The following is a 12,818-nucleotide window of genomic DNA, read 5'->3' on the forward strand; positions in this document are numbered from 1 at the left end:
GATGCTGAACATTCGTACTGTCGCCGTCATTGGAAGCGGCACAATGGGCGCCGGAATAGCCGAAGTCGCGGCAAGCCATGGGCATCAGGTGATGATGTACGACATCGCCTCAGACGCCATTTTCCGCGCCATTGACGGCATTCGCCAGCGCCTGGCCTCCCGGGTGACGCGGGGCAAACTCACTGAGGAGACCTGTGGGCAGATCCTCGCCCGGCTGACCCCGGTCACGGATATCAGTGCGCTAACCGCGGCGGACCTGGTGATAGAAGCCGCCTCCGAGCGCCTTGAGGTGAAAAAAGCGCTGTTTGCCGAACTGGCGGAGATCTGCCCGCCGCAGACCCTGCTTACCAGCAACACATCTTCTATCTCGATCACGGCGATTGCGGCGGATATCCGTCATCCCGAGCGAGTGGCAGGCCTGCATTTCTTTAACCCGGCACCAGTGATGAAGCTGGTGGAGGTGGTTAGCGGGCTGGCGACCTCGTCGGAAGTGGCCGACGCGCTGTGCGAGCTGGCGCTGAACTGGGGGAAACAGCCGGTGCGCTGCCAGTCAACGCCGGGCTTCATCGTAAACCGCGTGGCGCGTCCCTTCTATTCCGAAGCCTGGCGCGCGCTGGAGGAACAGGTTGCAGCTCCTGAAGTCATTGATGCTGCCCTGCGCGAAGGCGGCGGTTTCCCGATGGGGCCGCTGGAACTGACCGATCTGATTGGGCAGGACGTTAACTTCGCCGTGACCTGTTCGGTGTTTAACGCATTCTGGCAGGAGCGGCGTTTTCTCCCTTCACTGGTGCAGCAGGAGCTGGTGCTGGCGGGGCGACTGGGCAAAAAAAGCGGGAAGGGCGTTTACGACTGGCGCGGCGAATCGCCACAGGTGCCATGGCTCGACGCGGTCAACGACAGCTTTAGCCCAATGCGGGTTGAACGAAAACGTGACGGTGTCACGGAAATCGATGATGTGTTGCTGATTGAAACGCAGGGCGAAACCGCTCAGGCGCTGGCGCTGCGCCTCAACTGCCCGGTGGTGGTGGTTGATCGCATTGAGCGCGACGTGGCGGTGATTGCGTCGGCGGCCAGCAACCCGCATACCGCGACGCAAAAAGTCATCCGCTACCTGCAACAGCAGGGAAAGCGGGTGGTGCAGATTGCCGATTACCCTGGCCTGCTGGTCTGGCGCACGGTGGCGATGATTGCCAACGAAGCGCTGGATGCGCTGCAAAAAGGGGTCGCCAGCGAAAAAGATATCGATACCGCCATGCGTCTGGGCGTGAACTACCCGTCCGGGCCGATTGCCTGGGGCGCGCGGCTGGGCTGGCAACGTCTGTTAACGCTGCTGGAAAACCTGCAGCGTCATTACGGTGAAGAACGTTATCGCCCCTGTTCACTACTGCGCCAGCGTGCGCTTCTGGAGAGTAGCTATGAGTCATAACGCCTGGCATAACGCCCGCACCATGTACGAACAGGATGCCTGCGCGCAGGCAATGGGGATGGACATTATCGACATGGACGAAGGTTACGCAGTGGTGACCATGACCATCACCCCGCAGATGCTTAACGGCCATAAAACCTGCCACGGCGGACAGCTCTTCTCGCTGGCCGACACCGCGTTTGCCTACGCCTGCAACAGCCAGGGGCTGGCGGCGGTGGCCTCTGGCTGCACAATCGATTTCCTTCGACCGGGTTTTGTCGGAGACAAGCTGACCGCCACCGCGCGGGTTAAGCATCAGGGCAAACTGACCGGCGTATATGACATCGAAATTCAGAACCAACAACAGAAAACCGTCGCTCTCTTTCGCGGAAAATCCCACCGCATCGGCGGCAATGTGACAGGAGAAGCCTGATGCGTGACGCATTTATTTGTGATGGGGTGCGAACCCCGGTGGGGCGGTACGGCGGGGCGTTATCCGCTGTACGCGCGGACGATCTGGGCGCCATACCGCTGCGTGCCTTGCTGGAGCGCTATCCGCAGCTCGACCCGGAGCGGATTGATGATGTGATCTTCGGCTGCGCTAACCAGGCGGGGGAAGACAACCGCAACGTGGCGCGTATGGCGTCGCTGCTGGCCGGGCTGCCGCAGACCGTCTCCGGCACGACGATCAACCGCCTGTGCGGCTCGGGGCTGGATGCGGTTGGCTTTGCTGCACGCGCCATAAAATCCGGTGATGGCGATCTGCTGATTGCCGGTGGCGTGGAGTCGATGTCCCGCGCGCCGTTTGTGATGGCGAAAGCCACCGCGGCGTTTCAGCGCCAGGCGGAGATCTTCGATACCACCCTTGGCTGGCGATTTGTGAATCCGCTCATGCATCAGACGTTCGGAACTGACAGCATGCCGGAAACGGCAGAGAATGTAGCTGAATTGTTAAATATCAGCCGTGCCGATCAGGATGCGTTCGCGCTGCGCAGCCAGCAGCGTACCGCCCGGGCGCAGCAAAACGGCATTCTGGCGCAAGAGATCGTGCCGGTGCTGGTGCCGGGAAAAAAAGGGACCGTCACGGAGGTCTCTGTTGATGAGCACCCGCGCGCCGACACCACGCTGGCGCAACTTACCGCCCTGAAAGCGCCGTTTCGCAAAAATGGCGTCGTTACTGCAGGTAACGCCTCTGGGGTGAACGATGGCGCCGCTGCGCTGATTATCGCCAGCGAGCAGATGGCGCTCGCACAGGGGCTTGTGCCGCGCACGCGGATTGTGGCCATGGCCACCGCAGGCGTGGAGCCACGTCTGATGGGGCTAGGGCCGGTGCCCGCCACCCGTAAAGTGCTGGAGCGAGCGGGGCTCAGTATTAACAAGATGGATGTGATTGAGCTGAACGAAGCCTTCGCCTCGCAGGCGCTGGGCGTGCTGCGTCAGCTGGGTTTGCCGGACGATGCCGCACACGTCAATCCGAACGGAGGGGCCATTGCGTTAGGCCATCCGCTGGGAATGAGCGGTGCCAGGCTGGTGCTGGCCGCGAGCAATGAATTGCATCGACGCCACGGGCGCTACGCGCTGTGTACGATGTGCATCGGTGTGGGTCAGGGCATTGCCATGATCCTTGAGCGTGTTTGAGCGAACAATAATGTGAGTACCCTGCGATGATAAATACAACAAAGCTTGATCCGATCGAAACCGCGTCCATTGACGAATTACAGGCGTTGCAGACCCAACGTCTGAAATGGACGCTGAACCACGCCTATAACAACGTGCCGATGTACAAACGTAAGTTTGATGCCGCGGGCGTTCACCCTGACGATTTCCGCGAACTGGCCGATATTCGCAAGTTCCCGTGCACCACCAAGCAGGATCTGCGCGATAACTATCCGTTCGATACCTTCGCCGTACCGATGGAGCAGGTGGTGCGTATTCACGCCTCCTCCGGCACAACCGGGAAACCGACCGTCGTGGGCTATACCCAGGGCGACATTGACAACTGGGCCAATCTGGTGGCCCGCTCCCTGCGTGCCGCCGGGGGCAGCGCGAAGGACAAAATCCATGTGGCCTATGGTTATGGTCTGTTTACCGGCGGGCTGGGCGCTCACTACGGTGCCGAGCGTTTAGGGGCCACGGTGATCCCGATGTCCGGCGGCCAGACCGAGAAGCAGGCGCAGCTGATCCGCGATTTTAAGCCGGATATGATCATGGTGACGCCTTCCTACTGCCTCAACCTGATTGAAGAGCTGGAGCGCCAGATGGGCGGCGATGCCAGCGCCTGCTCCCTGCGCGTGGGCGTGTTCGGTGCCGAGCCGTGGACCCAGGCGATGCGTCATGAGATCGAAAAACGGTTAGGCATTACGGCGCTGGATATCTACGGCCTTTCGGAAGTGATGGGGCCGGGCGTGGCGATGGAGTGTCTCGAAACCGCCGACGGCCCGACCATCTGGGAAGATCACTTCTACCCGGAGATCGTCAACCCGAACGACGGCACCCCGCTTAATGACGGCGAGCAGGGCGAACTGCTGTTCACCACGCTGACCAAAGAGGCGCTGCCGGTGATCCGCTATCGCACCCGCGACCTGACCCGTCTGCTGCCGGGTACCGCCCGCACCATGCGCCGCATGGACAGGATCAGCGGTCGCAGCGATGACATGCTCATTATCCGCGGTGTGAACGTCTTCCCGTCGCAGCTGGAAGAGGAGATTGTGAAGTTTGAGCATCTCTCTCCGCATTACCAGCTGGAGGTGAACCGTCGGGGGCATCTTGATTCACTTTCTGTAAAAGTGGAGCTGAAAGAGAGCAGTCTTTCGCTGACCCACGAACAGCGCTGTCAGGTCTGCCATCAGCTGCGTCATCGCATTAAATCGATGGTCGGGATTTCCACGGACGTCATGATCGTTAACTGCGGCAGCATCCCGCGCTCGGAGGGGAAAGCCTGCCGGGTGTTTGACCTGCGTAAAGTGGCGGCCAACGGTTGAATTATCCTCATTCTACGTTCCCTCTCCCACAGGGAGAGGGTGTATTGAGTTCCCTCTCCCTGTGGGAGAGGGTTAGGGTGAGGGTCTATCCAGGATTCGTATGCTATGATTCATCCAGGACAAAAACACCAACAGAATGAATCACATGAAACTCGACGCCTTTATTCAGCATGCGGTCAGTTCGGTTCCCATCAGCGGGACGTCGCTAATCTCCTCGTTATACGGTGACGCGCTTTCCCATCGCGGCGGCGAGATTTGGCTTGGTAGCCTGGCCGCGTTGCTCGAAGGGATGGGCTTTGGCGAGCGCTTCGTGCGAACCGCGCTGTTTCGGCTCAATAAAGAGGGCTGGCTGGATGTCTCCCGTATCGGGCGTCGCAGTTATTACCGCCTGAGCGACAAAGGGCTGCGTTTAACCCGCAGGGCGGAGAATAAGATCTACCGCGCGGAGTTGCCCGCCTGGGATGGTAAATGGCTGCTGCTGCTCTCCGAAGGTCTCGATAAAACCACGCTTGCCGATGTGAAAAAACAGCTAATCTGGCAAGGGTTTGGCACGCTGGCGCCCAGCCTGATGGCTTCGCCCTCGCAGCATCTGGCGGATGTGCAGTCGCTGCTTCATGACTCGGGCGTGGCGGAAAATGTCATCTTCTTCGAAGCCCATTCACCGCTGGCACTTTCCCGCGCGGCGCTGCGTTCCCGCGTTGAGGAGTGCTGGCAGCTGACCGAACAGAACGCGATGTACGAGACGTTTATTCAGTCGTTCCGTCCGCTGCTGCCGCTGCTGAAAGAGGCAACGCCGGAAGAGCTTACGCCGGAGCGTTGCTTCCACATCCAGCTGTTACTGATCCACTTTTATCGTCGCGTGGTGCTGAAAGACCCGCTGCTACCAGAGGAGCTACTGCCTGCGCACTGGGCGGGTCAAAGCGCACGACAGCTTTGCATCAACATCTATCAGCGTGTGGCACCGGGAGCGCTGGCGTTTGTCAGCGAGAAAGGCGAAACCTCGGTGGGTGAACTGCCCGTGCCCGGCACGCTTTATTATCAACGCTTTGGTGGTCTTGCGACCGCATAAGGAGTGAGGATGCCTGTTTATCAAATTGACGGTCTGACGCCGGTGGTGCCAGACGAGAGCTATGTCCACCCGACAGCGGTGCTCATTGGCGATGTGATCCTGGGCAAAGGCGTGTATGTCGGCCCCAATGCCAGCTTGCGCGGTGATTTTGGCCGTATTGTGGTGAAAGATGGCGCGAACATTCAGGATAACTGCGTGATGCACGGCTTCCCGGAGCAGGATACGGTGGTGGAAGAGGACGGCCATATCGGCCACAGCGCCATTCTGCACGGCTGTATTATCCGCCGCAACGCCCTGGTAGGGATGAACGCGGTGGTGATGGATGGCGCGATTATCGGTGAGAACAGCATCGTCGGCGCGGCGGCGTTTGTGAAGGCGAAAGCCGAGATGCCCGCTAACCATTTGATTATCGGCAGTCCGGCGAAAGCGATTCGTGAGCTGAGCGAACAGGAACTGGCCTGGAAGAAGCAGGGCACGCGCGAGTATCAGGTGCTGGTGGAGCGCTGTAAGCTGACGATGCATCAGGTGGAGCCGCTGCGCGAAGAAGAGCCGGGACGAAAACGACTGACGTTTGATGAAAATCTACGGCCGAAATCGGCGGTGTGAGCGGGGGGAATGTATATTACCGGGCAAGGGAGCATCCTGTGACGTTACTTTTACGACAAGCAACATCAGCAGATTCAGTATTACTCAGTGAACTGGGCTATTGCATCTATCCCGCGCACTTTAAGCATCTGTGGAAGTCGGAATCAGAGCTAAACGATTTTCTGGAATCCGAATATTCCGTTGCGGCGATAGAACAGAGTCTGAGAGACAGCGGAACAAGCTGGTATGTGGCGGACCTTGATCAACCGATTGGCTTTATGAAACTGACATGGGAAGCCACAATCCCTGATACCGACATCAGCGGTGTGCTTCTTAACAAACTCTATCTTGATCCGACCAAGACGAGTAATCACTACGGTCAGAGCATGTTTAGCAGCGTCATCGAACTTACCCGAAGTCATGGCAAAAAATTTCTGTGGCTCGAGGTGCTTGAACAGAATGAACGTGCCCGGCGATTTTATGAAAAGCAGGGGATGCGGTTTATCAAGGATACGGTCTTCGAAACAGCGTCGCAGCGGAGTGTATTGAAGATCATGGGAATGGAGTTATAGCTTTCCTTTGCTTATAGGGGGCTTTTGTCTTCGTCAGACAGGGATTATTGGTTCTGAAAGAGGGATAGATCTGGCTATGCGGGCTCATCAACAGCACAAGTCACGTAAATTGTATCGTAGCGTCAACACGACGACACGACACTATTCTAACAACCCTGGCGCTGAGTATCGCTGGGAACGTAATCGTAAAAAATCCGGGGATGAGCTGCTGGTAACACGTGAAACCATGCACAGTGGACAAAAGCGAGGACGTGACTACACGCCATTGTTTTACTTTTTGCTCAAACAGATTGGCAAACCGTGGGATGACGTTTTCAGTGAAGTTTGTGGACGTCTTGATACTACCGAGCCAGTGTTCTGGTTAGTCGCGTTGCATGAGCATCAGCAAAGGGATTTAGTCTGTATTGGCGATAGCAGCTTTTATCCGGGCCTGTTTGTTGATGAGAATGGTGTTTTACAACAGGTTAACCCATCGATCAGTGCCAGGGATGTAGAGGTGACTTGCCGATGCTGTACGCACACCTTTATTGGTGAGCCTGTTCCCTGGAGGGAGGAGTGAAATATGGGCTGTTGCGCTACATACCCTGATGAAGTAAGTCAGGATATTTGCCGGATAAACCCCCAATAATTTACGTAGCCGGGATCCATTCAACAATAGTTTTTGCCAACTCCCTGGGCTGTTCGAGCGGAATCATATGGCCGCAATCCAGAATGATTCTTAACGACGCATAAGGTATGGCTTCGACCAATTCTTCTGCCTCCTTCATCGAACGGATGGCATCATTTTCACTGGCGATAACCAGTGTTGGACAACGTATCGTTGCAGAAGGTATACCTTGCCTGGACAAGGATGATTGCGTGATGAAGGCTTCAAATCCCAGAGAGCATCCCATTTTCTGGATAGCTGAAATCATATCCTGATTTGATGTGTTTAGAGGGTGGAGTGACCGGGCAATAGCATGTCTGCTCAGTCCCTTAAACATTGTGGGGGACAATGACTGCACGCTTTTCCGCTTTGCTTCAGCCTCTAACGGCGTATCTTCCCGTAAGGAACTGGCAATAAGCACTAAGGACTCTACACGTTCAGGGAATTCTGCTGCCAGTTGCCGGGCAATATACCCTCCCATCGAAAAACCTATCAAAGAAAACTTCTCAGGCAGAAGAGTAATCAAATGCTGCACTACATCATGAATGGTTCGTCCTTCAGTTACAGCTGCATGATGAACAATACAGTTTGACGGGAGGTATGTTTCAAATTCATGCCAAAGCATTTCATTCAGCATAAACCCTGGAATTAAAACGATTTTACGCAGCTTTAAACTCATAGATCTCGCTTCAATGCATCAGTGTATTTATTGGATTAGACCGGTTAAAAATATCTTACTAACTGCGACAATATCAAATTTCTGCCCTGGATAGGCGTTATCTATTTCCACAGAGTTTCTGAACGTTTCTAACGTCCTCCCAGGCTTCCTCCACCATCAACAGGCAGCACTACGCCAGTAATAAAACTCGCTTCTGGTGATAAAAGAAAGGCTATTGCTGAAGCCACTTCAGCAGGAGAACCCAGTCTGCCCATTGGGATTGTCGATAAAATACGTTGTTCTGCTTCACTTCCAACAGGTCGTGTTTTATGAAAAAGCTCTGTCTCTATTGGCCCAGGAGCAATCGCATTCGAGGTGATCCCGAATTGAGCAAGCTCTAATGCCCAGGTCCGTGTACAACCTACCAGAGCACTTTTTGCTGCTGAGTAAGCTGTTCGGTCAATCGCACCGTAGATGGCACGGCTACATACATTAACTATTCTTCCCCAGCCTCTGCTCTTCATGTTGCCGATGAGTGCTTGTGTTATTTGAACTGCCACCCGTACGTTTATATCCATGACCTTCAGGAACGTTTGAATATCAATGCCTCCAAGTTGTTGAGGTAAGGCTACACCCACATTATTTACAATGCCGTGAATTTCGTGATTTTCGACTATTTTCAATAAAATTAAGTTAGTCTCATCAGCGCTACTCAGGTCAGCCGTATATAAAACCCCCGGAAAGCTGGCATCAACATTACGGGCAATACCCACAACCTGGTGACCCTGTTCTGATAATTTGTCACTGAGTGCTCTTCCTATCCCTTTTGTTGCACCAGTGATTAGATAAGTGCGATAAGGCCCCATATTAAAATCCTCAGTTTCGTTTGGAAGAATGAGAATCCAATGCTTACTGAAATCCCATTTTTTACTAACCCTCTATTAGGCTAGCAGAATAATTGCCAACGTTTGCTCCTCGCTCAAAACCGACGCTAACGCAGGAACAGAATGGCGTATTGGTACACATACCAGCCTGCAATCATGACCTGTCAACCTGACGCGATACGTTCCTTATCCCTATCAAGTGCCGCCCCGTCATCTAACACGGGGCGGGTTTTGGCGTTCCATCCAAATAAATCAGAAACTATACGTAACCTTCAAACTTCCCGTCGGCGAGGTTTTTCGCTGAACAATCGGGCTGTCGGCTGCATCCCCCATCAGCTGCGTAACGCCTGCGCCAGCAACCACGCTCCAGCGTTGGGTGAGCTTATGCGTCCAGTCGAGATTCGTTGACCAGGCATAAATTCCGGCGCCAGCATCATATCGGGCAAACCCGGATGCGGCGGACTGGGATGCATTCACCCCGTAGTAAGTCTGCATGTACTTGCTGCTGCCCCAGCTACCGGTCAGCGACAGCGTCACCGCGTTGTTTGGTGAGGTAAAGAGCGGGCTGGAAATGCCGAAATGCAGCGCTTCGCCATTGTCTCGCTCCGAAACCGGCACCTCTGCCTGTAATTGCAGATTCAGCCAGTCGGTCACTTTGTACCCCAGCCCTGGCACTACCAGAGCCGAACCTTTGATGTCGCCCATACCGCGCAAATAATCGCTGCCGCCGCTGATCGAATCGCTGTCCACGTCCCGATCCTTACGGCCCGCGCGATAGCTCAGCGCCGCGCTGTAATCCAGGTTGCCGATGTTGTTGCCGTAACCGATCCCTCGCGTGGTGCTGACGAAGAATCCGTTATACATCGCGTAATCCACCACCACCGCCGTGGTGGCGCGGTTTTTATCCGAACCCGAATAGCGGGGCGCAACATCCACGCCTCCGCCTAAGGTCAGCACGTTGCCCTGTTGTTCTGAGGCCAGTACCGGGGTGGCCAGTAATGCCAGCAGCGCGCCTGGCACGATGTTCTTCAGACTGAGCCCCGGGAGCGAAAGGGGGAACGAGTGACGCAGTTCGATATGTCTCATTAAAGAAGTCCTTTTGGATTCAAATGATTACGTTACAAGCGGTGTTAATCGCCAGAGCGCCCAGTTTGAATGTCCACCCTAAGGTTCTTATGAGCTCAAAATGAAGAAAGACTGAAGCAGATGCCGATGATGCAAAACTGTTAAATTACCTGTTACCGTCTCTTTCTTAAGACGTTCTTCATTCACGCTTGATAAAGTTGCCCTTGTGAAAATATTACTTATTGAAGACGACCTTGATCTCGGCAATGGCGTGCGTATTGCCCTTGCAGATCAAGGATTAGATGTCATATGGGTCCGCCGCAAAGAGGATGCGCTGCATCAACTTGCTGTCTGCGCACCTGAACTTATTCTGCTCGACCTGGGGCTGCCGGATGGCGATGGTATGAGCCTGATGGCATACGTGCGTCAGCAGCTAAAAGGCATCCCCGTTATTATCCTGACGGCGCGAGGAACGCTGCAGGATCGCCTGAGCGGGCTGGATGCCGGTGCCGATGACTATCTGGTTAAACCGTTTGTGCTCGCGGAACTGCTGGCCCGGGTGAGGGCGCTGGCGCGACGCAGTTATGGCTATCAAAACGAGGCGGTAGAAATCAGAGGATTATCCCTGCATGTGCCGACGCGTCGCGTCACGGTGAGTTCCCGGCATATTGAGCTGACGGCCAGCGAATACGCGCTGCTTGAAACCCTGATGTTGCGTGCTGACCGCGTGCTTACGCGCCGTTTTCTGGAAGAAAGGATCTTCGGTGCGAAAGAAAACATGAGTAATGCGCTTGATGTGCATATGGGGAACCTGCGTCGAAAAATTGGCGACGGCTATGTACGAACGGTACGGGGCGTCGGGTATGTCATTGACACCGTTGCGATTCAGAAGGAAGCAAATTGATGCGAAACCTGTGGCGTTTCCTGCGGGTGCCCACGCTGGTGCGGCGAATCATGGTCGCTCAGATGCTTCTGCTGACACTGCTGTGGTGTCTTTTTTTAACCTGGATGCTATGGGATGACTTGCGTAGCCCCCCGATCCTGACCGGTGATAAGACATATAAAACCATATTTACCCTTGTTGAACGCATGGAAGGGCGTGCGCAGGAACGAAGCGAGGTGCTGGAGCAGTTCAGCCAGGCGTTGCGGGAAGATTACGGTGGAGGGGACGATGCGGAACTCTCCATCACCATGATTATTCGCAAACATAACGCAATACTGTATGCCTCTGCTGGCGCGCCGATGGGCGTGAAAAATACCCGGTTGGGGAAGATCGAGCGAATTCACAGCGACGGGCGTAGCTGGACCAGCCGCACGCTAAAATCCGCGAATTCCGACGTGGAGGTGACGCTGGTGACGCCTGCTGCGGGGTGGAATTTCTTTATCTACCTCAACTCGCGTGGCTACTACATCATGCCGCTGCTGGTGTGTATTCCTTTTCTGCTGTTTCCCGCATGGCTGTCAATCCGCATCGCTATGCGCCCCTGGAACAACGTCGTGAATGAAATTGCCTCACGCGCGCCAGAAGATCTCTCTCCGTTAAAGGCTGTGCCAACGCACCGGGAGCTTAGCCAGATGGTGAATGCGATTAATCAGTTCCTTGCCAGGGTGCGAGAAAGCACGGAAAGGGAGCGGGTATTTATTGCCGATGCCGCTCACGAACTGCGCACGCCGCTGGCTGCGATGCGAATCAATGTGGAGGCGTTGCAGGCCTACGTCAGCAGTGATAATCAACAGGCGCTGCTGGCGGGAATTATTCGCAGCAATAGCCGGGCGGCACGTCTGGTTAATCAGCTTTTGCTGATGATGCACAGCGAAGCAAGCGTGGATACGGCGATGGAGCCGGTGCCGCTTACGACGCTCATCCAGGAGCGCATGGCGGTGCTGGCACCGCTCGCCGCGGAACGTAATATTGAGCTTGAATTCTACGCTCTGGAAGAAAGCTGGGTGAGCGGTGTCAGAGAACGTCTGATGTCGCTTATCGATAACGTGATTGAAAATGCCATTAAATACAGCCCGCAAGGCGGGCGGGTGGCGGTCGATCTCTTTTCGGCGGAGACGTCCACTCAATTCAGCGTCTCCGATGCCGGGCCGGGTATTCCGGTTGCGTTGAGGGAACGGGTGTTTGACCGGTTTTTCCGCGATCCGAATCAGGTGCAGAACGGGAGCGGGCTGGGTCTGGCCATCGTTAAAGCGGTGGCGCAGCAGCACAACAGCAGCGTGAGCCTGAGTACCTCTGCTGACGGCGGGCTCAGGGTGACGGTTGATTTTCCCAACCCGGCGTTTGCCTGAAGAAAACGGGAGGGTGATCCCATTTCGTGCGCGATGGAAACTCTTTTTTACGGGGCGGGTCAAAGTAGATAGCTTCAAAATAATTACGGTATTTGTTATATTGTTGCTTATTGATTATTCACCTCTGCGGTGCCAAAAAGAATAAGATTCACCGCAACCCAGGATACGTAAATGTTAGATTACCGCTTCCCGACAGCTTTGCAGATGGTTCTCAGCGTAGCGATGGCGGAGCAATTGGGTGAACGTTCGACGAGTGCGATTCTGGCCTACGGCCTGGAAGCGAATCCGAGCTTCATCCGCAAACTGATGGTTCCCCTCACGCGTGACGGTATTATTGTCTCAACGCTTGGTCGCAACGGCTCAATTCATCTTGGCCGCCCGCCGGAACAGATCACCCTGCGTGATATCTACCTTTCTGTTATAGAAGATAAAAAGCTGTGGGCGTCGCGCCCCGACGTACCGGCGCGCTGCGTAGTGAGCGCGAATACATGCTGGTACTTTAAATCCATTGCTGAAGAGGCCGAGCAGGCGTCACTCGCGGTCTTAGCCGGTCATACCGTGGCAAGCGCGCTGGAAGAGCTCAAGAAAGCGGATACCAGCGGGTGCGATCCGGTGCCCGAACTGATTGCCCAGTACAAGAAAGCGCATTAATGGCTGCATA

14 protein-coding genes are annotated in these 12,818 nt (G+C 55.2%); 11 read left to right on the forward strand and 3 right to left on the reverse strand.

Features of this window, described 5'->3' with window-relative positions; genetic code table 11:
* The first annotated feature begins 1 nt into the window (after position 1).
* From paaH to ACOTZF_RS09890, 8 genes are all read left to right on the forward strand, one after another.
* Complete coding sequence (gene paaH, locus ACOTZF_RS09855) at positions 2 to 1,426, forward strand: 3-hydroxyacyl-CoA dehydrogenase PaaH (RefSeq protein WP_129318098.1); 1,425 nt, start codon at positions 2 to 4, stop codon at positions 1,424 to 1,426.
* Positions 1,416 to 1,838: a hydroxyphenylacetyl-CoA thioesterase PaaI gene (gene paaI / locus ACOTZF_RS09860; protein ID WP_013096754.1), complete on the forward strand. Its 423-nt coding sequence runs from the start codon at positions 1,416 to 1,418 to the stop codon at positions 1,836 to 1,838. Before paaH ends, paaI begins: the two co-directional genes overlap by 11 nt.
* Complete coding sequence (pcaF, locus tag ACOTZF_RS09865) at positions 1,838 to 3,043, forward strand: 3-oxoadipyl-CoA thiolase (protein WP_129251636.1); 1,206 nt, start codon at positions 1,838 to 1,840, stop codon at positions 3,041 to 3,043. Before paaI ends, pcaF begins: the two co-directional genes overlap by 1 nt.
* Positions 3,044 to 3,069: 26 nt before the next feature.
* Positions 3,070 to 4,386, forward strand: a complete 1,317-nt coding sequence (gene paaK / locus ACOTZF_RS09870; protein ID WP_023621640.1) for a phenylacetate--CoA ligase PaaK — start codon at positions 3,070 to 3,072, stop codon at positions 4,384 to 4,386.
* A gap of 136 nt (positions 4,387 to 4,522) precedes the next feature.
* Positions 4,523 to 5,455 carry a phenylacetic acid degradation operon negative regulatory protein PaaX gene (gene paaX, locus ACOTZF_RS09875; RefSeq protein WP_129251637.1) on the forward strand — a complete coding sequence of 311 codons (933 nt, stop codon included), beginning with the start codon at positions 4,523 to 4,525 and terminating at the stop codon, positions 5,453 to 5,455.
* Positions 5,456 to 5,464: 9 nt separating this feature from the next.
* Positions 5,465 to 6,061: a phenylacetic acid degradation protein PaaY gene (gene paaY, locus ACOTZF_RS09880; protein ID WP_047351738.1), complete on the forward strand. Its 597-nt coding sequence runs from the start codon at positions 5,465 to 5,467 to the stop codon at positions 6,059 to 6,061.
* A gap of 38 nt (positions 6,062 to 6,099) precedes the next feature.
* Positions 6,100 to 6,612 carry a GNAT family N-acetyltransferase gene (locus ACOTZF_RS09885; protein ID WP_047351739.1) on the forward strand — a complete coding sequence of 171 codons (513 nt, stop codon included), beginning with the start codon at positions 6,100 to 6,102 and terminating at the stop codon, positions 6,610 to 6,612.
* Positions 6,613 to 6,688: 76 nt separating this feature from the next.
* On the forward strand, positions 6,689 to 7,171 hold the full coding sequence (locus ACOTZF_RS09890) for a hypothetical protein (protein ID WP_038980521.1): 483 nt from the start codon (positions 6,689 to 6,691) through the stop codon (positions 7,169 to 7,171).
* A gap of 70 nt (positions 7,172 to 7,241) precedes the next feature.
* Here the strand turns inward: ACOTZF_RS09890 and ACOTZF_RS09895 are convergent, their stop codons facing one another.
* The 3 genes from ACOTZF_RS09895 to ACOTZF_RS09905 form a co-directional block, all read right to left on the reverse strand.
* Entirely contained in the window at positions 7,242 to 7,937 is a 696-nt protein-coding gene (locus tag ACOTZF_RS09895) for an alpha/beta fold hydrolase (protein WP_129318099.1), read from the reverse strand.
* 128 nt (positions 7,938 to 8,065) lie between these two features.
* Positions 8,066 to 8,782, reverse strand: coding sequence for an SDR family oxidoreductase (locus ACOTZF_RS09900; RefSeq protein ID WP_047351742.1), 717 nt, complete (start codon positions 8,780 to 8,782; stop codon positions 8,066 to 8,068).
* A gap of 270 nt (positions 8,783 to 9,052) precedes the next feature.
* Complete coding sequence (locus ACOTZF_RS09905; RefSeq protein ID WP_047351743.1) at positions 9,053 to 9,886, reverse strand: MipA/OmpV family protein; 834 nt, start codon at positions 9,884 to 9,886, stop codon at positions 9,053 to 9,055.
* A 205-nt stretch (positions 9,887 to 10,091) separates the two neighbouring features.
* On the opposite strand from ACOTZF_RS09905, the gene ACOTZF_RS09910 reads away from it, so the two are divergent.
* The 3 genes from ACOTZF_RS09910 (at position 10,092) to ACOTZF_RS09920 (ending at position 12,808) form a co-directional block, all read left to right on the forward strand.
* The gene (locus ACOTZF_RS09910; protein ID WP_040023207.1) at positions 10,092 to 10,769 is read left to right on the forward strand and encodes a response regulator; all 678 of its coding nucleotides are present in this window, start codon (positions 10,092 to 10,094) and stop codon (positions 10,767 to 10,769) included.
* Positions 10,769 to 12,157 carry a sensor histidine kinase gene (locus ACOTZF_RS09915; protein WP_129251639.1) on the forward strand — a complete coding sequence of 463 codons (1,389 nt, stop codon included), beginning with the start codon at positions 10,769 to 10,771 and terminating at the stop codon, positions 12,155 to 12,157. The genes ACOTZF_RS09910 and ACOTZF_RS09915 overlap by 1 nt, the downstream gene beginning before the upstream one ends.
* Positions 12,158 to 12,328: 171 nt before the next feature.
* The gene (locus ACOTZF_RS09920; protein ID WP_013096741.1) at positions 12,329 to 12,808 is read left to right on the forward strand and encodes an RrF2 family transcriptional regulator; all 480 of its coding nucleotides are present in this window, start codon (positions 12,329 to 12,331) and stop codon (positions 12,806 to 12,808) included.
* The last annotated feature ends 10 nt before the right edge of the window (positions 12,809 to 12,818 follow it).

The organism is Enterobacter cloacae complex sp. SHL021 (genome assembly GCF_049237765.1).
Classification (GTDB): Bacteria; Pseudomonadota; Gammaproteobacteria; order Enterobacterales; family Enterobacteriaceae; genus Enterobacter; species Enterobacter cloacae.

Excerpts from the sequence above, each read along its gene's own strand:
- ACOTZF_RS09905 (WP_047351743.1), bottom strand. The coding sequence starts at position 9,886 with ATGAGACATATCGAACTGCGTCACTCGTTCCCCCTTTCGCTCCCGGGG.
- paaI (WP_013096754.1), top strand. The coding sequence starts at position 1,416 with ATGAGTCATAACGCCTGGCATAACGCCCGCACCATGTACGAACAGGAT.
- ACOTZF_RS09915 (WP_129251639.1), top strand. The coding sequence starts at position 10,769 with ATGCGAAACCTGTGGCGTTTCCTGCGGGTGCCCACGCTGGTGCGGCGA.
- paaH (WP_129318098.1), top strand. The coding sequence starts at position 2 with ATGCTGAACATTCGTACTGTCGCCGTCATTGGAAGCGGCACAATGGGC.
- ACOTZF_RS09895 (WP_129318099.1), bottom strand. The coding sequence starts at position 7,937 with ATGAGTTTAAAGCTGCGTAAAATCGTTTTAATTCCAGGGTTTATGCTG.
- paaX (WP_129251637.1), top strand. The coding sequence starts at position 4,523 with ATGAATCACATGAAACTCGACGCCTTTATTCAGCATGCGGTCAGTTCG.
- paaY (WP_047351738.1), top strand. The coding sequence starts at position 5,465 with ATGCCTGTTTATCAAATTGACGGTCTGACGCCGGTGGTGCCAGACGAG.
- ACOTZF_RS09920 (WP_013096741.1), top strand. The coding sequence starts at position 12,329 with ATGTTAGATTACCGCTTCCCGACAGCTTTGCAGATGGTTCTCAGCGTA.
- ACOTZF_RS09900 (WP_047351742.1), bottom strand. The coding sequence starts at position 8,782 with ATGGGGCCTTATCGCACTTATCTAATCACTGGTGCAACAAAAGGGATA.
- paaK (WP_023621640.1), top strand. The coding sequence starts at position 3,070 with ATGATAAATACAACAAAGCTTGATCCGATCGAAACCGCGTCCATTGAC.
- pcaF (WP_129251636.1), top strand. The coding sequence starts at position 1,838 with ATGCGTGACGCATTTATTTGTGATGGGGTGCGAACCCCGGTGGGGCGG.
- ACOTZF_RS09890 (WP_038980521.1), top strand. The coding sequence starts at position 6,689 with ATGCGGGCTCATCAACAGCACAAGTCACGTAAATTGTATCGTAGCGTC.